This is a genomic window from Mycolicibacter sp. MU0083 (assembly GCF_963378075.1).
Classification (GTDB): domain Bacteria; phylum Actinomycetota; class Actinomycetes; order Mycobacteriales; family Mycobacteriaceae; genus Mycobacterium; species Mycobacterium kokjensenii.
This window is the reverse complement of sequence record NZ_OY726394.1, coordinates 1,166,382-1,184,359: the sequence shown is the minus strand read 5'-3', so window position 1 is coordinate 1,184,359 and position 17,978 is coordinate 1,166,382. Positions and strand designations below refer to the sequence as shown.

At 68.5% G+C, this 17,978-nt stretch carries 14 protein-coding genes and 1 pseudogene; 8 read left to right on the top strand and 7 right to left on the bottom strand.

The features are described from left to right. Window positions 1-2: 2 nt before the first annotated feature. Window positions 3-1,064, top strand: coding sequence for a PecA family PE domain-processing aspartic protease (locus RCP38_RS20030; protein WP_465270697.1), 1,062 nt, complete (start codon window positions 3-5; stop codon window positions 1,062-1,064). A gap of 4 nt (window positions 1,065-1,068) precedes the next feature. On the opposite strand, the gene RCP38_RS05610 is transcribed toward RCP38_RS20030, so the two are convergent. Both RCP38_RS05610 and RCP38_RS05605 read right to left on the bottom strand, forming a co-directional pair. Next, complete coding sequence (locus RCP38_RS05610; protein ID WP_308476113.1) at window positions 1,069-2,109, bottom strand: LLM class flavin-dependent oxidoreductase; 1,041 nt, start codon at window positions 2,107-2,109, stop codon at window positions 1,069-1,071. Between the two features lie 21 nt (window positions 2,110-2,130). Further along, on the bottom strand, window positions 2,131-2,949 hold the full coding sequence (locus RCP38_RS05605; RefSeq protein ID WP_308476111.1) for a uracil-DNA glycosylase: 819 nt from the start codon (window positions 2,947-2,949) through the stop codon (window positions 2,131-2,133). 67 nt (window positions 2,950-3,016) lie between these two features. On the opposite strand from RCP38_RS05605, the gene RCP38_RS05600 reads away from it, so the two are divergent. Further along, window positions 3,017-4,384, top strand: coding sequence for an FAD-binding oxidoreductase (locus RCP38_RS05600; RefSeq protein WP_308476109.1), 1,368 nt, complete (start codon window positions 3,017-3,019; stop codon window positions 4,382-4,384). Here RCP38_RS05600 and RCP38_RS05595 read toward each other — a convergent pair. Beyond that, window positions 4,381-4,830: a MarR family winged helix-turn-helix transcriptional regulator gene (locus tag RCP38_RS05595; RefSeq protein ID WP_308476107.1), complete on the bottom strand. Its 450-nt coding sequence runs from the start codon at window positions 4,828-4,830 to the stop codon at window positions 4,381-4,383. The genes RCP38_RS05600 and RCP38_RS05595 overlap by 4 nt on opposite strands. 40 nt (window positions 4,831-4,870) lie before the next feature. On the opposite strand from RCP38_RS05595, the gene RCP38_RS05590 reads away from it, so the two are divergent. Continuing rightward, complete coding sequence (locus tag RCP38_RS05590) at window positions 4,871-5,389, top strand: phenolic acid decarboxylase (protein ID WP_308476105.1); 519 nt, start codon at window positions 4,871-4,873, stop codon at window positions 5,387-5,389. Between the two features lie 7 nt (window positions 5,390-5,396). Here RCP38_RS05590 and RCP38_RS05585 read toward each other — a convergent pair. Continuing rightward, window positions 5,397-5,570: pseudogene (locus RCP38_RS05585) on the bottom strand (MMPL family transporter); the annotation flags it as partial. 70 nt (window positions 5,571-5,640) lie between these two features. On the opposite strand from RCP38_RS05585, the gene RCP38_RS05580 reads away from it, so the two are divergent. Together RCP38_RS05580 and RCP38_RS05575 are read left to right on the top strand one after the other, a co-directional pair. Continuing rightward, entirely contained in the window at window positions 5,641-6,861 is a 1,221-nt protein-coding gene (locus RCP38_RS05580) for a cytochrome P450 (RefSeq protein ID WP_308476103.1), read from the top strand. Next, the gene (locus RCP38_RS05575) at window positions 6,861-7,451 is read left to right on the top strand and encodes a TetR/AcrR family transcriptional regulator (RefSeq protein WP_308476102.1); all 591 of its coding nucleotides are present in this window, start codon (window positions 6,861-6,863) and stop codon (window positions 7,449-7,451) included. The genes RCP38_RS05580 and RCP38_RS05575 overlap by 1 nt, the downstream gene beginning before the upstream one ends. Here RCP38_RS05575 and RCP38_RS05570 read toward each other — a convergent pair. Together RCP38_RS05570 and RCP38_RS05565 are read right to left on the bottom strand one after the other, a co-directional pair. Next, window positions 7,432-8,571, bottom strand: a complete 1,140-nt coding sequence (locus tag RCP38_RS05570; protein ID WP_308476100.1) for an acyltransferase family protein — start codon at window positions 8,569-8,571, stop codon at window positions 7,432-7,434. The genes RCP38_RS05575 and RCP38_RS05570 overlap by 20 nt on opposite strands. After that, complete coding sequence (locus tag RCP38_RS05565) at window positions 8,568-10,298, bottom strand: DEAD/DEAH box helicase (protein ID WP_308476098.1); 1,731 nt, start codon at window positions 10,296-10,298, stop codon at window positions 8,568-8,570. Before RCP38_RS05565 ends, RCP38_RS05570 begins: the two co-directional genes overlap by 4 nt. Before the next feature lie 137 nt (window positions 10,299-10,435). Between RCP38_RS05565 and RCP38_RS05560 the strand changes: the two genes are divergently transcribed. Continuing rightward, window positions 10,436-10,990 carry an LppP/LprE family lipoprotein gene (locus RCP38_RS05560; RefSeq protein WP_308476096.1) on the top strand — a complete coding sequence of 185 codons (555 nt, stop codon included), beginning with the start codon at window positions 10,436-10,438 and terminating at the stop codon, window positions 10,988-10,990. A gap of 11 nt (window positions 10,991-11,001) precedes the next feature. Here RCP38_RS05560 and RCP38_RS05555 read toward each other — a convergent pair whose 3' ends face one another. After that, window positions 11,002-12,960, bottom strand: a complete 1,959-nt coding sequence (locus RCP38_RS05555) for an MFS transporter (RefSeq protein WP_308477079.1) — start codon at window positions 12,958-12,960, stop codon at window positions 11,002-11,004. Window positions 12,961-13,200: 240 nt separating this feature from the next. Between RCP38_RS05555 and RCP38_RS05550 the strand changes: the two genes are divergently transcribed. Beyond that, window positions 13,201-13,980, top strand: a complete 780-nt coding sequence (locus RCP38_RS05550; protein ID WP_308476094.1) for a hypothetical protein — start codon at window positions 13,201-13,203, stop codon at window positions 13,978-13,980. 134 nt (window positions 13,981-14,114) lie between these two features. Then, window positions 14,115-17,828, top strand: a complete 3,714-nt coding sequence (locus RCP38_RS05545; protein ID WP_308476092.1) for a multifunctional oxoglutarate decarboxylase/oxoglutarate dehydrogenase thiamine pyrophosphate-binding subunit/dihydrolipoyllysine-residue succinyltransferase subunit — start codon at window positions 14,115-14,117, stop codon at window positions 17,826-17,828. The last annotated feature ends 150 nt before the right edge of the window (window positions 17,829-17,978 follow it).

Below are 17,978 nucleotides of genomic sequence, written 5' to 3'. Positions count from 1 at the left end.
ATGTGCACGGCGGCGCGGCCGGTGACGGCGGCGACGGCGGGGCGGCGGGTGCGACGGCCGCGGGCGGTGCCGGTGCCCGCGGCGGCGACGGCGGTGACGGCGGCCATGGCGGTGAGGGCGGGGTCATCGGCAGCAACGGTGCCAACGGTGCCGGCGGCGCCGGCGGCGCCGGCTCCGGGGGCAGGCCGGCCGGCGATGCCGGTGGCCCGGACGGTCCGGCCAACGTCACCATTCCGCTGTACCTGCAAAGCGGGGGCATCAGCCCGATCGTCTACATCTCGATCAACGGCGGTCCCCCGGTCCCGGTGCAGATCGACACCGGTTCCACGGGTCTGACGATTCTGGGCGGTGCGGTCGGCGACGACGACGAGTTGGGCGAGGTGCTTCTGACCGGCAGTTCCAGCTACGCGGGCCTGAACGGTTCCAGTTACCGCTTCCAGACCTACGACACCACGGTGGGTTTCTGCGACAAGACCACCTGCATGGACGACCTAGTGACCGATCCGACGTCGGTCAACATCATCAGCCCCGAGTCGAACACGCTGATGACGAACTACTTCGAGCGGTACGGCATCGTCGGCGTTCTGGGCGTCGGCCCCAACAACGGCCACGCCGGCACCTCGACGATCATCTCGGCGCTGCCGGGTGCGCTCAACCAGGGCCTGTTGATCGACGAACAGTCCGGTCAGGTCACCTTCGGCCCGAACCCGCTGGAGTCGGAGATCTCGGTGCCCGGTTCGCCGTTCGTCGACACGATGGTGTCGATCAACGGCGGGGCGCCGATCGCGGTATCGACGTCGATCGACTCCGGCGGCATGTACGGCAGTATCCCGCAGTTCCTGTACCCACAGCTCGGGGTCGGATCGCAGGTGCCGGCCGGCACCGAGATCTCGGTGTACACCTCCGATGGCGAAACACTGCTGTACTCCTACGTCACCACGAACAACGGCCCGTATGTGACCTCCGGCGGGGCGGCCAACAGCGGCTACTATCCGTTCTCGGTGAACCCGGTCTACATCGACTACCGGCCCAGCGGCTACGGCGCGACCATCATCAGCCGCTGAGGCCCTACAGCAGTTCGGCGGCCAACAGCGTGCAGGTGCCCTCGCGCCCCGGCGCGGTCGCCGGATCGGTGCCGCGGTAGGCCGAGGCGACCGGGTTGACCATCACCTCGTCGACGCCGAAGTGCTCGGCCAGCGCGGTGAGTTGGCGTACGGCATCGGCCGGAGCGCCGACGACCGCCCGCCGCAGTCCGCCGTCGATGATGCGCTGCTCGGCGTCGGACACCACTGTGGCCTGGGCGTCCTCGACCAGATCGACCGACCCCAACGGCCGCCCGGTCCGCAACCGGGCCATCATCTGCAGGTTGGGCAGCACCAACGCCATTGCCTCGTCGTGGGTTTCGGCGACGCAGGCGTTGACCGTCAGGAACGTCGTCGGGGCGGCACACACCTCGCTCGGGGTGAAATGGGAGCGGTAGTAGTCCAGCGCCTCCTCGGTCCCCTGCCCGGAGAAGTGGTGGGCGAAAACGTACGGCAGCCCTTTGGCCGCCGCCAGCTGAGCCGAGTACATGCTGGATCCCAGCAGCCACAGCCGAGGTTCGCCGACGGCCGCGGGGGTGGCTTTGAGCCGATAGTCCCCGTCGCGCAGTTGAACCTGCACGCCGCGACTGCTCATCATCGCCCGCACGTGGTCGAGATAATCCGGGAAACGTGCCACCTCGTCGTCGTCCATCCCGCGTTGCCCGCCGCGCAGCATCACCGAGGTGACCGGGTCCGACCCCGGCGCCCGCCCGATGCCCAGGTCGATACGCCCGGGTGCGGCGGCTTCCAGCAGTGCGAACTGTTCGGCCACGGCCAGCGGCGCGTGGTTGGGCAGCATCACTCCGCCCGACCCCAATCGGATCCGCGACGTCTGCGCCGCCAGGTAGGCCAGCACCACCGGCGGGCTGGTGGCGCCCACCGACGGCATGTTGTGGTGTTCGGCCACCCAGTAGCGGGTGAACCCGAGCCGGTCGGCGGCCTGCGCCAACCGCACCGTCGCCGCCAACGCATCGGCGGTGGACTGGTCGGTGCGAACGGGGACGAGATCGAGAACGGAAAGACGCACGTTGGTAGTCAACACCGGACGTCAGTCGGATAGTCCCGCCAGCTCCGCAGCCCGACCGAAGACGTCGTCGAGCATGGCCGGGGTCAGCCGCCCGGTGAACATGTTCTGCTGGCTGGGGTGATAGCAGCCCAGCAGCCGCAGGTTCGGGCCGAGTTCGGCGACGGCGCCGTGACCGAACTTCGGCTTGGGTTTGGGCACCGCGTCGGCGGCGATCCGCAGCGCGATCTGCCAGGCGAAGCCGCCGAGGGCCACCATCACCCGCACGTGCGGGGAGATCAGGCGCCATTCGGCGTCGATCCACGGCGCGCAGGTGTTGCGTTCGACCGTGGTCGGGGCGTTGTCCGGGGGCGCGCAGCGGACCGGAGCGATGATCCTGATGTCGTCGGTGCTCAACCCATCCGCGGCGTCGACACTGGTCGGTTGGTTGACCAGACCGGCCCGGTGCAGCGCGGCGTAGAGCTGGTCACCGGACCGGTCGCCGGTGAACATCCGGCCGGTGCGGTTGGCGCCGTTGGCCGCCGGGGCCAACCCGACGATGACGATCTTGGGCTCCGGTGCACCCCAACCGGGCACCGGACGCCCCCAGTAGGGCTGGTCGGCGAAGGATTTGCGTTTGGTGACCGCGACCTGCTCGCGCCAGGCCACCAACCGCGGGCAGGCCCGGCAGACGCTGATCAGCGCGTCGAGTTCGGCGATCGACTGCGCCTGGGCGGCCATCGCGGTCACGGCCGCGGCGTCGGCGGCCGGCGGGGTGGCGGGGGTGGCCGGATCCCCGGGCCAGCCGGCACCGGGCGGTACCGGGGAGTCGAACGCCTGACCGGTCCGGGGATGGTTGAGCATGTGTCCATGGTGCCGGGTGCCGGTTCGGGGCTTCGCGCGACACCGCACCCTCCGTAGGATCACCTGCGTGAACGCCGACGCACTGTCGCAGTTGATCGCCGCCCTGCCCGACGGCATGGTGGTGACCGACCCGACGATCACCGAGGGTTACCGACGGGACAAGGCCCTGGACCCGCGGGCGGGTCGGCCGCTGGCGGTGGTTCGGCCGCTGCGCACCGAAGATGTGCAGCAGGTGATGCGCTGGGCCACCGAGCACCGGGTGCCGGTGGTGACCCGCGGCGCCGGCACCGGATTGTCCGGTGGCGCCACCGCGATCGACGACGGGATCGTGTTGTGCACCGAGCGGATGCGCGAGATCACCGTCGACCCCGTCACCCGCACCGCGGTGTGCCAGCCCGGCCTGTTGAACGCCGAGGTGAAAAAAGCCGTTGCCACGCATGGCCTGTGGTACCCGCCGGATCCTTCGTCGTTCGAGATCTGCAGCATCGGCGGCAACATCGCCACCAATGCCGGCGGACTGTGCTGCGTCAAGTACGGCGTCACCACCGACTACGTGCTGGGCCTGCAGGTGGTGCTGGCCGACGGCACCGCGGTGCGGCTGGGTGGACCGCGGCTCAAAGACGTCGCCGGGCTGTCGCTGACCAAGCTGTTCGTCGGCAGCGAGGGCACCCTCGGCGTGGTCACCGAGGTGATCCTGCGACTGCTGCCCGCCCAGAGCGCGTCCTCGGTGGTGGTGGCCACCTTCGACTCCGTGACCGCGGCGGCCGACGCGGTGCTCGACGTCTCCGGCCGGCTGCGGCCGTCGATGCTGGAGTTCATGGACTCCGCGGCGATCAACGCCGTGGAGGATCAGCTGCGGATGGGTCTGGACCGCGAGGCCGCCGCCATGCTGGTGGCGGGTTCCGACGAGCGGGGTGCCGCCGGCGCCGAAGACGTCGAACTGATGGCCCGGGTGTTCGCCGAGCACCGTGCCAAAGAGGTGTTCTCCACCGACGACCCCGTCGAGGCCGAGGGATTCGTCGCCGCCCGGCGGTTCTGCATCCCGGCCGTCGAGGCCAAGGGGCCGCTGCTGCTCGAGGACGTCGGGGTGCCGGTGCCGCGCCTGGCGGAGCTCATCACCGGGATCGAGAAGATCGCCGCCGAGCGGCGGTTGCTGATCTCGGTGATCGCGCATGCCGGGGACGGCAACACCCACCCGCTGATCGTGCACGATCCGAACGACCCCGACGAGGTGCGCCGCGCCGAGGCCGCCTACGGCGAGATCATGGATCTGGCCCTGGGACTGGGCGGCACCATCACCGGTGAGCACGGTGTGGGGCGGCTGAAGCGGCCGTGGCTGGGCCAGCAGTTGGGCCCCGACGTGATGGCGCTGAACCAGCGGGTCAAAGGCGCGCTCGACCCGCTGGGCATCCTCAACCCGGGCTCGGGGATCTAGCCGGAGCCGAGGATCTCGCGCAGCCGCGCCAGTGCTGGAATCGCCGCGGCGATGGACCGCCGCTGGGTGTCGTCGAGTTCGCTTAGGGCGGCATACACCAAGGTCGAAGCCGCGCTGTCATATCTGGCGAGCAGTCGGCGCGCACGCGCGGTGAGATGAACCTCGGTGATCCTCGCATCGTCGGTGCGCCGCCTCAGCTCGACCAAGCCGTCACGGCGCATGGCGTTGAGCAGGTTGCTCACCGTGGGGCGGGCGAGTTGCAGGAGCGCCGCGACGGCACCGGTGGTGATTCCGGGCGCGCTCGCCGCGGCACGCAGGACCTCGATCTGATTCTCCGGCAGGTCCGGTAACCCTTCGGCACCCCGCGTCGCCCGGGACATCGCGCGGCGCAACGGCCCGATCTCGCGGGCCAGGTCGGCGGCGACCCGGTCGATTCGATCCGACATATACGTTCCTATCAAACACTGTTTGTGTTAAACATATCCGGTGAGTGCGCCCGCCGGTTCCGAACCGATCGATCCCGCCAAAGGTCTACCGGGACACCGGTTCCTCTACACCTACGCCAACGGGTGGACCTACGAGATGTACGTCAAGAACCCGACGACCATCGACTACCGCATCCACACCGGCCATGTCGGCGGGCGATGGGTACGTGACCAACACGTCGATCTGGCGGAGATCGCCCCGCAGGTCTACAAGATCTCCTGGACCGAGCCCACCGGTACCTGCGTGGTGGTCAACGTCATGCCGGCACTCCGGCGACTGCACGGAACGATCTTCTTCCCCGAGTGGATTCGGCGGGACGGCACCAAGACCGTCCTGTATCAGAACGACCACCTCGACCAGATGCGGGCATACCGCGACGAGGGCCCCACCTACCCCATCTACGTGGTGCCCGAGTTCGCCGAGATACAGCTCTACGAGTACGTCGGCGAGGACGACGACTCGGTCATCGCGATCGCACCGTCGCAGCTGCCCGAAGGCTTTCTCGAACGGCGCAATTGACCGCGCGGAATGATGCCCCCGAAGACAAGGCGACGTTGCCGACGATGACCAGCGCGGCGATTCCGGCGATCATCAGGTCACATTTGGCGCCTTCGGCGATCTCTTTGTAGGTGGCAGCGGTGCCGGCGAGGTAGATCTTGGATCCCGCGAGCGGGGCTCCCCCGACAACGTCCTCGACGGCCCGAGGGCACTCACACCCGCGAAGATGGCGACCATTGACACCGATCGACGGCATGTCGTATTAATGAGACATGACGGCCACGATGTCTCACCCGAAGTTCGAGCTCTGCGATGCCCACTCCTGGCCCGCCCCGTGGCAGATGTACGCCGACCTGCGCGACCATGACCCGGTCCATCACGTCATCCCCGACGGCGCACCGGACCACGACTACTACGTGCTGTCGCGGCACGCCGACATCTGGTCGGCGGCCGCCGACCACGAGACCTTCTCCTCCGCACAGGGATTGACCGTCAACTACGGCGAACTGGAGATGATCGGCCTGGCCGACAATCCGCCGATGGTGATGCAGGACCCGCCGGTGCACACCGAGTTCCGCAAGCTGGTGGCCCGCGGCTTCATGCCGCGCCAGGTGGAGACGCTGGAGCCGAAAGTTCGCGCGTTCGTCGTCGAGCGCCTGGAACGGTTGCGCGCCAACGGTGGCGGCGACATCGTCGCCGAACTGTTCAAGCCGCTGCCGTCGATGGTGGTGGCGCATTACCTGGGCGTCCCCGAATCCGACCGTGCCCGGTTCGACGGCTGGACCGAGGCGATCGTGGCGGCCACCACCAGCCCGGACGGGGTGGCCTCGGCCGGTGACGCGGTCGGCGAGATGATGGGGTACTTCGGCGGACTCATCGAACGCCGCCGCACCGAACCCGAGGACGACACCGTCTCCCATCTGGTCGCAGCCGGCCTGGGCGCCGACGGCGACGTCGCCGGCCTGCTGTCGGTGCTGGCCTTCACCTTCACCATGGTCACCGGCGGCAACGACACCACGACCGGAATGCTCGGCGGCTCGGTACAACTGCTGCAGCAATACCCCGAGCAGCGCCAACTGCTGGTCAAGCGCCCGGAGCTGATCCGCGACGCGGTCGAGGAACTGCTGCGGTTGACCTCGCCGGTACAGGGCCTGGCCCGCACCACCACCCGGGATGTGACCCTGCACGACACCACCATTCCCGCGGGCCGCAAGACACTGCTGCTCTACGGCTCGGGAAACCGTGATGAGCGCCAGTTCGGGGCCGACGCCGGCGAACTCGACGTGCAGCGCAAGCCGCACCAGATCCTGACGTTCAGCTACGGTGCCCACCATTGCATCGGCAATCAGGCGGCGCGGATGCAGGCCCGGGTGGCGTTGGAAGAGGTCCTGGCCCGCTGCCCGAACTACCGCGTCGACGAATCCGGGATCGCCTGGGCCGGAGGCAGTTACGTGCGCCGCCCGCTGTCGGTGCCGTTCGCCGTGGGTCCGTGATGGCCGGGCGGTCCTGGCTGTCCGGCCGGCGCGGCGAGCTGGGCGCCGACAAGATTCTCGACGCGGCCGAGGCGCTCTTCGCCGAACAGGCCCCCGACTCGGTGGGGATGAACGAGATCGCCCGCGCGGCGGGCTGTTCCCGCGCCACGCTGTATCGGTACTTCGAGAACCGCGAGGCGCTACACACCGCCTACGTGCACCGGTGGGCCAATGCGCTCTTTCACGTGTTGACCCGGCGGCTGGCCGGTATCGACGATCCGGCGGAGAAGCTGGCCATCGGCATCGCCGAAGCACTGGCACTGGTGCGCAGCAACCCGGCACTGCTGTCGTGGTTCGCCGAGACCGGCCCACCTATCGGTACCGCGATGGCCGCGGAGTCCGATGTCATCACCGCGATGGTCGCGTCGTTCCTGAACGCGCTGGGCGCCGACGCAACCGACACGCAACGGCGGGCCCGCTGGGTGGTGCGGGTGCTGACGTCACTGTTGAGCTTCCCGGGCCGCGACGCCGAGGACGAACTCGCGATGCTGAGAGATTTCGTGGTCCCGGTGGTGGTGCCGCCGCAGCGGTTCAGGTCCGCACCCGAGTGAGGCGGTGCAGCAGCCACGCCACCGGCACGGTGACCACCATGGTGCCCACGAACAGGTTGATCATCGATCCGGTGTAGACCGGGGCGCGCAGCACCTCGACCATCACCACCTCCATCAGCACCAGGTGCACCAGGAATATCTCGTAGGAGATCTCCCCCAGCCACACCATCGGCCGACTGGCCAGTAGTCGCGCGTACCAGCCGCGGTTGCCCAACGCCAGCGGCGCCACCGCCAGGGCGGCGATCACCGCGTAGAAGCCTGCCTTGACCAACGCCTCGGACAGTTGAGCCGGTGACGTGGTGGGCTCCCCCGCGATCGGAGTGGAGGCGATCAGATAGCAGATGAGCGCCAACGGAATCGCCACGAAGCCGTAGCAGCGCACCCGCATCGCCTGCAGCACGGCCAGGATCATCCCGGCGACGAACCAGGCCAGGTAGCCCGGCAGCCACAACCGGGCGCCGTCGGGCAGGAAATCGACGGTGTGCACCAGCGTCAGCCAGGCCGGGGTGACCGCCGCCGCCGCGGTCAGGCCGGCCAACAGCAGCCACGGCCGCCACGTCCGCCGGCACAGCCAGACCAGCAGCACGTAGGCCAACGCCGGCAGCACCACGTAGAACGCGACTTCGACTGCAAGACTCCACATCTGGGTGAGTCCCTGGTGCAGATAGCCGAACATGTAGTTGTCGGTGTAGATCTGGGTCAGCGTGAGGTTGCGCAACAACCCGATCCAGTTGTGCCCGGGATTGGGTCCGGCGGTGCGGAAGTGATAGATCGCGTACGCCAGCAGCACGGTGACGACATAGGCGGGCATGATGCGCCGCACCCGATGCCAGGCATAGCGACGCACCGACGGCGCCGGCCGACCGGTGGCGGTGGCCCGGACCCAGGGCCGGAACAACAGGAAACCGGAGAGTACGAAGAAGATCGGCACCCCGATCTCCATCCGGGAACCCAGCAGTCCCGCATAGCCGTGGGTGTACTTGCCGGTGGTGTAGGCCGCATGGGTTCCCACCACCAGGATCGCGGCCACGGCACGCACACCGGTGAGCGAGGCGACGCGGTCGACGTGATCGATCTGCTCGAGCCCGCCCTGGGCGTCCTCGTCGGACGGCAGGGTCATTCGGATCGTTTCCGGTACCCTCCGTCGCCGCGACGATCGGGCTTACCGGACGGCCGGTCACGGCGCAGGTTGATCAGCTGGCCCTGAATCCGGGTCTGCTCGAGCGCCTTGAAGGTCTTGCCGGACAGTTTGGCCGGCAACTCGACCAACGAGTGGTCCACCTTGATGCTGATGCTGCCGAAATCGCTGCGGTTCAGGCCACCCTCGTTCGCCAACGCTCCCACGATCGCACCGGGGTTGACCTTGTGGCGCTTGCCGACCGAGATCCGGTAGGTGGCGAAGCCCTCCTTCGGCGGACCCTTGCGCTCCCCGCGGCGGTCGTCGCGGCCGCCGTCGCGATCCGGCCTGGCCCGGTCCCGTCGCTTGTCCGGCGGCGGTTCCACCATCAAGAACGCCTCACCGTCACGCGACTGCAGCGCCAACGCCGCGGCGATGTCGGCCATCGGCACGTTGTGCTCGCGGCTGTAGTCCTCGACCAGGCGACGGAACAACTCGATGCCCTGCGCACCGAGGTGGTTGGTGATCGCATCGGCGAACTTGGCGACCCGCTGAGCGTTGACGTCGTCGACGCTGGGCAATTCGGCCTCGACCAGCTTCTGCCGGGTCACCTTCTCGATCAGCCTGAGCAGGTGCCGTTCCCGCGGGTTGACGAACAGCAGCGCGGTTCCCGAACGCCCGGCCCGCCCCGTGCGGCCGATCCGGTGCACGTAGGCCTCCGGGTCGTTGGGAATGTCGTAGTTGACCACGTGCGAGATGCGCTCGACGTCCAGTCCGCGGGCCGCGACGTCGGTGGCGACCAGGATGTCGATGTTGCCGTTCTTGAGCGCGGTAATGGTCCGCTCGCGTTGCGCCTGCGCGATGTCACCGTTGATGGCGGCCGCGGAAAATCCTCGGGCACGCAGCTTTTCGGCAACCTCTTCGGTGGCCTGCTTGGTGCGGACGAAGACGATCATCGCCTCGAACGGTTCGACTTCGAGCACCCTGGTCAGCGCGTCCATCTTGCGCGGGCCGGCGACCTCGATGTAGCGCTGGGTGATGTTCTCCGCGGTGGTGGTCTTCGCCTTGACGGTGACTTCGACCGGGTCGTGCAGGTAGCGGGTGGTGATCCGGCGGATCGCCGACGGCATGGTCGCCGAGAACAGCGCCACCTGCTTGTATTCGGGGGTGTCGGCCAGGATGCGTTCGACGTCCTCGGCGAACCCCATCTGCAGCATCTCGTCGGCCTCGTCGAGCACCAGGTAGTCCAGGTGCGACAGGTCCAGGCTGCCGCGTTCCAGGTGGTCGATGACGCGCCCCGGGGTGCCCACCACCACCTGGGCGCCACGCTTGAGCCCGGACAGTTGCACGGTGTAGGACGCCCCACCGTAGATGGGCAGCACGTTGATCCGCGGCAGATGCGCGCCGTAGCGCCCGAAGGCCTCGGCGACCTGCAGCGCCAGCTCCCGGGTGGGCGCCAGTACCAGCGCCTGAGTGGCCTTACTGCTGGTGTCGATGCGCGACAGGATCGGGATCGCGAACGCGGCGGTCTTACCGGTACCGGTCTGGGCCAGCCCGACTACGTCGGAGCCTTCCAGCAGGGCGGGGATGGTGGCGGCCTGAATCGCCGACGGCGTCTCATAGCCGACATCGGCGACGGCCTGCAGCACCGAGGGGTGGATCTGCAGGTCGGCGAAGGTCGGAGTGGACGGGTCGGAAAAGGACTCAACGGGGGCATCGGGCGAGGTCATAGCGTTTAGCAGTCTACGGGCAAAACCGGCCGGTTATCGCCGCGCTTGATTCTCACGTGTAGAAGGCGTCGGTGTGCGGCCGCCGAGTCGGTCGCGCCTACCGCGTTCACCCGACCGCCGACGGTACGGTTCCCGATGTGGGGGTTGCCGTGAAGCCGTTTGCCGTGATCGGTGCGCTGGCCGCGGTGACGCTGGCCGGCTGTGGCTCGGGCGACTCGACCGTCGCCAAGACCCCGCAGAACACCAGCCCGGTCGCCGCACCGCCGGAGGCCTCGACGGCCGCGTCCGCGCCATCGAGCGCCCCACCCGCCGATCCCTGCGCGGTCGATCTGGCCGCCCCGGCGATCGCCAAGGCCGTGTCGGAGTTGCCGGCCGACCCGCGCAGCAAGCAGCCGTGGAACCCCGAACCGCTGGCGGGCAACTACAGCGAGTGCGCGGACCTGTCGGCGGTGATCGTCAAGGCCAACACCAACGCCGACCACCCGAGTACCCGGGCGGTGCTGTTTCACCGCGGCGAATTCCTTCCCCAATCGGTCCCGGACACCTACGGATTCAGCGGTATCGACTTGGCGCATTGCACGCCCGACACGGTGGCGTTGAGCACCGCCAGCGGAATACCCGGAGTGACCGGGACGGTGAAGTTCCACTGGAACGGCACCGGGGTCGACATCGTCGGCAACACGGCGCGGTAACCGGTCGCCGGTCAGCGCCGCGCGTGCCGACCAGCGGTGGGAGCGTCTGCGGTGTCTTCCCGATAGTGCCGATTACGGCGCGTCGCACCGCCGGCGGTGATCCCGAACTTCGCCAGTACGTCACTCACCGGCTCTCCGTTGACGGCCGGACGGACGTGCCGTCCCCCATCGACGCGAAATCCGTTGTGCAGCAGTGGATGTGATTCCATTTCCAAAAATCCCGGCACCGCCCGGGGGATCTCCACGGTGAGCGGTTCGGTGATCGGTTCGTCGTCGCGGACCGACGACGGGACCGGTGCCGGCGGCGCGGCGATCACCGGTATCGGGTCGGTCGGCGCGTCGCGTTCGGGTGTCCGGGCACTGAAGTGCCGGGGCAGGCTGACCCGTTCCGGCGCGACGACGGCGCGGTCTCCGGGATCAGCGGCAGCCACGGTGTTACCGCCCGCGCCGGCGTCGGCGGAGTCCCTCGGCCGGGGCTCCCGACGCGCCGGTGCCATGACGATCCCGCCCATGAACAGCGCCGCGGTCACACCGAACAGGGCGATGAAGGCCGGCAGCAGCATCGACTCCGACATCGCCGCCGCGAACGGTTCATGCAGGAACTCCGGTAGCTGCAGCACCGCGGACGCCTGCTCGGGCCGCGATCCACCGGACATCGGCGGCAGATCCGCGGCGATCCGTGAGGTCATGAAGGCTGCCATGCCGGCGCTGCCCAACACCGCGCCCACCTGGCGGGTCGCGTTGTAGACCCCCGACCCGGCACCGGCCAGATGCGGCGGGAGGTTGCGGGTGGCGGTGGCCGCCAGCGGCGACCAGATGAACGCCATTCCGGCCCCGACCGCCGTGAACGGCAACACCAGCCGCCAGATCGGCGTGACCGGTGTCATCTCGATCGACAGCCAGGTCAGCGCGATCGCCAACACCGAGAAGCCGAACCCCACGACCGTGCGGGGCTGCGCCCGGTCGACGATCCGCCCCACGACCGGCGCCAGGGCACCGGAGGCGATCGCCATCGGCGCGGTCAGCAGCGCCGAACGAGTCGGTGACATACCGCAGACCGCCTGCGCATAGAACATCGCCGGCAACACCATCGCGGTGGCGGCGAAGCCGATCACGGCGACGCCGGCGTTGGACAGGCCGAAGTCCAGATCGCGGAAGATATGCAGCGGGACCAGCGGTTCGCCCGCGGTGACGGCCTGCCAGTAGACGAAGACCGCCAGAAAGACGATGCCGCCGGCGATCAGCGCCCAGATCCACGCCGCCCAGCCCTGGGATTCGCCTTCCTGCAGGGCGAAGACCACCAGGAACATCCCGATCCCCGACAACACCACCCCGAGGACGTCGAAACGGTGCCGGTGCACCGGGAGTTCGGGGATCAGCACGATGGCCAGCACCAGTCCCACCGCACCGACGGGGACGTTGACGAAGAAGATCCACTCCCAGCCCAGCCGGTCCACCAGCACCCCGCCCGCCAGCGGCCCGACCAGCGTCGCGACCCCGGCGGTGGCGCCCCACACGCTCATCGCCACCCCGCGCCGCTCCGCCGGGAACGTCCGGGTGATCACCGCCAGGGTCTGCGGGGTCAGCAGTGCGGCCCCGATGCCCTGGACCGCCCGCGCGGTGACCAACATCTCGACGCTGCCGGACAGCCCACACCACAACGACGCCGCGGTGAACACGGCGAGCCCGATCAGGTAAAGATTCTTGGGCCCGAACTGGTCGCCCAATCGTCCGGCGACCAGCAGGGGGACCGCATAGGCCAGCAGGTAGGCGCTGGTAACCCAGATCACCGTGTCGTAGCCGACGTCCAAGGCCGCCATGATGCTCGGATTGGCCACCGCCACGATCGTGGAATCCACCAGGATCACGAAGAAGCCGAGCATCATCGCCCACAGGGCGTTCCACGGGTTGACCTCGTCGACCGGGGCGGGCGGCGCGCCCGTGCGACGTGCAGCGTCGGCGCGTTGCATCCGCTCCCCGGTCCGGGCCCGGCTACTCGTGCTACTCAAGCGCCGCCCTTCCCATCGCCGCACTGCTGCCGTTCGGGGCATAAAGCCGCCTCATCCGACGCTACGGACAGATGATGTCGGGAACAACTCGCATCGCCGGTGTGCGCGGTCGGCGGCCTCCTCGCGGCCGGGGCCGCCGAAACGGGTAACCACGACCAGACCGTTAGCCTGAAATCACGAGCGTCGACACGGGAGGCAATCATGGGCATCTTTCGACGGCGGAAGCCGGCGCAGGCGCCGGTGCCCGTCATCGCCGAGGAGAAGCCCGGTATGGCGGCTCGGGTGCTGTCGCAGGTCATCGAGCGCAGCGAGCGTGTGCAGGGCCCGGCGGTACGCGCCCACCTCGAACGCCTGCGGCGCCGCCATCCCGACGCCGGCCCGGCGCAGATCCTGACGAAGCTGGAAAAGCGCTACCTGGCGGCGGCCACGGCCAGCGGTGCGGCGGTGGGCGCTACCGCGGCGGTACCCGCCATCGGCACGCTGATCGCATTGTCGGCGGTGGCCGGCGAGACCGCGGTCTTCCTGGAGGCCACCGCGTTCTACGTGCTGTCCGTCGCCGAGGTGCACGGCATCCCCGTCGACGATCGGGACCGGCGCCGCGCCCTGGTGCTGGCGGTGTTGGTGGGTGACCGGGGCAAGAGCGCCATTACCGATCTGCTCGGTACCGGGCGCACCGGCGGGGCCTGGCTGGCCGAGGGATCCGCGGGGGTCGCCGCCCTGCCGCTGCCGGCGGTCAAAGAACTGAATTCACGACTGCTGGGCTACTTCGTCAAACGCTTCACGCTGCGCCGCGGCGCACTGGCGTTCGGCAAGGTGTTGCCGATCGGCCTGGGGGCGGTGATCGGGGCGATCGGCAACCGTCTGATGGGCAAGAAGATCGTCGGCAATACCCGTGAGGCGTTCGGACCGGCTGCCGATCATTGGCCGGTGAACCTGCACCTGGTGCCGGCTCTGTGTGACGCCGATGCCGACTCCGCCTAGCGGGCCCGTTCGCGGTCGGCGGATACCGGGCCGCGGGCCTGCCGGAATATCCGGGAGAGGCTAGCCTTTATGAGGCAGGTGGGCGCGGCGCAATTGCCTCGCCAGGTGACCAGGAATCGAGGCGAGACGCTGTCGTGAGCGGTATGAGTTCACCCTTCGGTCAGAACGAGTGGCTAGTCGAGGAGATGTACCGCAAATTCCGCGAGGATCCCTCCTCGGTGGATGCGAGTTGGCACGAGTTCCTGGCCGGCTACCAACCGGGCGACGGCGCCGCCGCGCCGGCCCCGAGCGCGACCCCGCCTGCACCGCCCACCCCTGCTCTCGCCGCCGCTCCCGCCCCTGTGGCCAGTGCCCCGACCCCGACTTCGACTCCCGCCCCGGCCCCGGCTCCCGCGTCCCGGCCCGCCCAGCCCGCCAAGCCGGCCGCCTCTTCGGCCCCCGCACCGGCGGCCGACGACGAGACGCAGGTGCTGCGCGGCGCCGCGGCCGCGGTGGTCAAGAACATGTCCAGCTCGCTGGAGGTGCCGACGGCCACCAGCGTGCGTGCGGTGCCGGCCAAGTTGATGATCGACAACCGCATCGTCATCAACAACCAGCTCAAGCGGACCCGCGGCGGCAAGATCTCCTTCACCCACCTGTTGGGTTACGCGATCGTGCAGGCGGTCAAGCAGTTCCCGAACATGAACCGGCACTTCGCCGAGATCGACGGCAAACCGAACGCGGTCACCCCGGCTCATACCAATCTCGGTCTGGCGATCGACCTGCACGGCGCCGGTGGCAAGCGGTCCCTGGTGGTGGCCGCCATCAAGAAATCGGAGTCGCTGCGCTTCGCGCAGTTCGTCGACGCCTATGAGGACATCGTGCGTCGCGCCCGCGACGGCAAGCTGACCGCCGAGGACTTCTCCGGGGTGACGATCTCGCTGACCAACCCCGGCACCATCGGCACCGTGCATTCGGTGCCGCGGCTGATGGCCGGCCAGGGCACCATCATCGGCGTCGGCGCGATGGAGTACCCGGCGGAATTCCAGGGCGCCAGCGAACAGCGCATCGCCGAGCTCGGCGTCGGCAAGGTGATCACGCTGACCTCCACCTACGACCACCGCATCATCCAGGGCGCGGAATCGGGCGACTTCCTGCGCACCGTGCACGAGATGCTGCTCTCGGACGCGTTCTGGGACGAAATCTTCTTCGAGTTGTCCATCCCCTATGAGCCGGTGCGCTGGCGTTCGGACAACCCGGACTCCGTCGTCGACAAGAACGCCCGGGTCGTGGAGTTGATCGCCGCCTACCGCAACCGCGGTCACCTGATGGCCGACATCGACCCGCTGCGCCTGGACAACACCCGGTTCCGCAGCCACCCCGACCTCGATGTGCAGAGCCACGGTCTGACGCTGTGGGACCTGGATCGCGAATTCAAGGTCACCGGCCTGCCCGGCGGCGACATCCGCAAGCTGCGCGAGATCCTATCGGTGCTGCGCGACGCCTACTGCCGCCACGTCGGCGTGGAGTACACCCACATCCTCGAACCCGAGCAGCAGCAGTGGCTGCAGGAGCGCATCGAGGTCAAGCACGTCAAACCGACTGTGGCGCAGCAGAAATACATTCTGAGCAAGCTCAACGCCGCCGAAGCCTTCGAGAACTTCCTGCAGACCAAGTACGTCGGCCAGAAGCGTTTCTCGCTGGAGGGCGCCGAGACCGTCATCCCGATGATGGACGCCGCGATCGACCAGTGCGCCGAGCACGGTCTGGACGAGGTGGTCATCGGCATGCCGCACCGCGGCCGGCTCAACGTACTGGCCAACATCGTCGGCAAGCCGTATTCGCAGATCTTCACCGAGTTCGAGGGCAACCTCAACCCGGCCGAGGCGCACGGTTCCGGCGACGTCAAGTACCACCTCGGCGCTACCGGGGTGTACCTGCAGATGTTCGGCGACAACGACATTCAGGTGTCGTTGACCGCCAACCCGTCACACCTGGAAGCCGTCGACCCGGTGCTGGAGGGCCTGGTCCGGTCCCGCCAGGACCTGCTGGGCCGCGGCGCGCTGGGCACCGACGAAGACCCGCCGTTCTCGGTGGTGCCGATGATGCTGCACGGCGACGCCGCGTTCGCCGGCCAGGGTGTGGTCGCCGAGACGCTGAACATGGCACTGCTGCCCGGCTACCGGGTCGGCGGCACCATCCACATCGTGGTCAACAACCAGATCGGGTTCACCACCGCACCGGACTACTCGCGCTCCAGCGAGTACTGCACCGATGTGGCCAAGATGATCGGGGCGCCGATCTTCCACGTCAACGGCGACGACCCGGAGGCGTGCGACTGGGTGGCGCGGTTGGCGGTGGACTTCCGGCAGAAGTTCCACAAGGACGTCGTCATCGACATGCTGTGCTACCGCCGCCGCGGGCACAACGAGGGCGACGACCCGTCGATGACCAACCCCTACATGTACAACGTGATCGGCACCAAGCGCGGTGTCCGCCAGAGCTACACCGACGACCTGATCGGCCGTGGCGACATCTCGATGAAGGAGGCCGAGGACGCACTGCGCGACTACCACGGCCAGCTGGAGCGGGTGTTCAACGAGATCCGCGAACTGGAGAAGCACGCCGCGCTGCCCAGCGAGTCGGTGGAATCCGAGCAGCAGGTGCCGCGCGGGTTGAACACCGCGGTGGACAAGGCGGTGCTGGCCCGCATCGGGGATGCCTTCATGGCGATCCCCGAGGGCTTCACCGTGCATCCGCGAGTGCTGCCGGTGCTCGAGCGGCGCCGCGAGATGGCCTACGAGGGCAAGGTGGACTGGGCGTTCGCCGAACTGCTGGCGCTGGGTTCGCTGGTGGCCGAAGGCAAGCTGATCCGGCTGTCCGGGCAGGACAGTCGGCGCGGCACGTTCTCCCAGCGGCACTCGGTGATCATCGACCAGGTCAACGGCGCGGAGTTCAGCCCGCTGCAGTCGCTGGCCACCAACCCCGACGGCACCCCCACCGGCGGCCAGTTCCGGGTCTATGACTCACCGCTGTCGGAGTTCGCCGCCGTCGGCTTCGAGTACGGCTACACCGTCGGCAACCCCGAGGCCGTGGTGCTGTGGGAGGCCCAGTTCGGCGACTTCGTCAACGGCGCCCAGTCGATCATCGACGAGTTCATCAGCTCCGGCGAGGCCAAGTGGGGGCAACTGTCCAACCTGGTCCTGCTGCTGCCGCACGGTCACGAGGGCCAGGGTCCCGACCACACCTCCGGACGCATCGAGCGATTCCTACAGCTGTGGGCCGAGGGTTCGATGACCATCGCGATGCCCTCGACCCCGTCGAACTACTTCCACCTGCTGCGCCGCCATGCCCTCGACGGCATCCGGCGGCCGCTGATCGTGTTCACCCCGAAGTCGATGCTGCGGAACAAGGCCGCGGTCAGCGAGGTGAAGGACTTCACCGACGTCAAGTTCCGGTCGGTGCTCGAGGAGCCCGGCTACGAGGACGGTACGGGTGATCGCAGCACGGTCACCCGGGTGTTGTTGACCAGCGGCAAGCTCTATTACGAACTGGCCGCGCGCAAGGCCAAGGACGGCCGCGACGACATCGCGATCGTGCGGATCGAGCAGTTGGCCCCGCTGCCCAAGCGTCGGCTCAGCGCAACCCTGGACCGCTACACCAATGCCCGTGAGTTCTTCTGGGTCCAGGAGGAGCCGGCCAACCAGGGTGCCTGGCCGCGGTTCGGTCTGGAGTTGCCGGAGCTGTTGCCCGACAAGCTCACCGGGATCAAGCGGATCTCGCGGCGGGCGATGTCGGCACCGTCGTCGGGGTCGTCGAAGGTGCACGCCGTCGAGCAGCAGGAGATCATCGACGAGGCATTCGGCTGACCCCGGGGCCGCCCCCGCACTCAGCGCGAGCGGGCGTGTCTGTACGCCGACACACCGGGGTGTGACGTACAACTGCGCACCCTCGCGGTGGCCGATTAACCCGGTACCACCGGTACCGGATAGGATTTGAGGGTCCACCGAGCGCTGGGA

Bases quoted from the DNA above. Each gene is read 5' to 3' on its own strand.
- RCP38_RS05605 (WP_308476111.1), bottom strand. From the start codon at position 2,949: ATGCTCAACCATCCCCGGACCGGTCAGGCGTTCGACTCCCCGGTACCG.
- RCP38_RS05595 (WP_308476107.1), bottom strand. From the start codon at position 4,830: ATGTCGGATCGAATCGACCGGGTCGCCGCCGACCTGGCCCGCGAGATC.
- RCP38_RS05580 (WP_308476103.1), top strand. From the start codon at position 5,641: ATGACGGCCACGATGTCTCACCCGAAGTTCGAGCTCTGCGATGCCCAC.
- RCP38_RS05575 (WP_308476102.1), top strand. From the start codon at position 6,861: ATGGCCGGGCGGTCCTGGCTGTCCGGCCGGCGCGGCGAGCTGGGCGCC.
- RCP38_RS05570 (WP_308476100.1), bottom strand. From the start codon at position 8,571: ATGACCCTGCCGTCCGACGAGGACGCCCAGGGCGGGCTCGAGCAGATC.
- RCP38_RS05565 (WP_308476098.1), bottom strand. From the start codon at position 10,298: ATGACCTCGCCCGATGCCCCCGTTGAGTCCTTTTCCGACCCGTCCACT.
- RCP38_RS05555 (WP_308477079.1), bottom strand. From the start codon at position 12,960: ATGCAACGCGCCGACGCTGCACGTCGCACGGGCGCGCCGCCCGCCCCG.
- RCP38_RS05550 (WP_308476094.1), top strand. From the start codon at position 13,201: ATGGGCATCTTTCGACGGCGGAAGCCGGCGCAGGCGCCGGTGCCCGTC.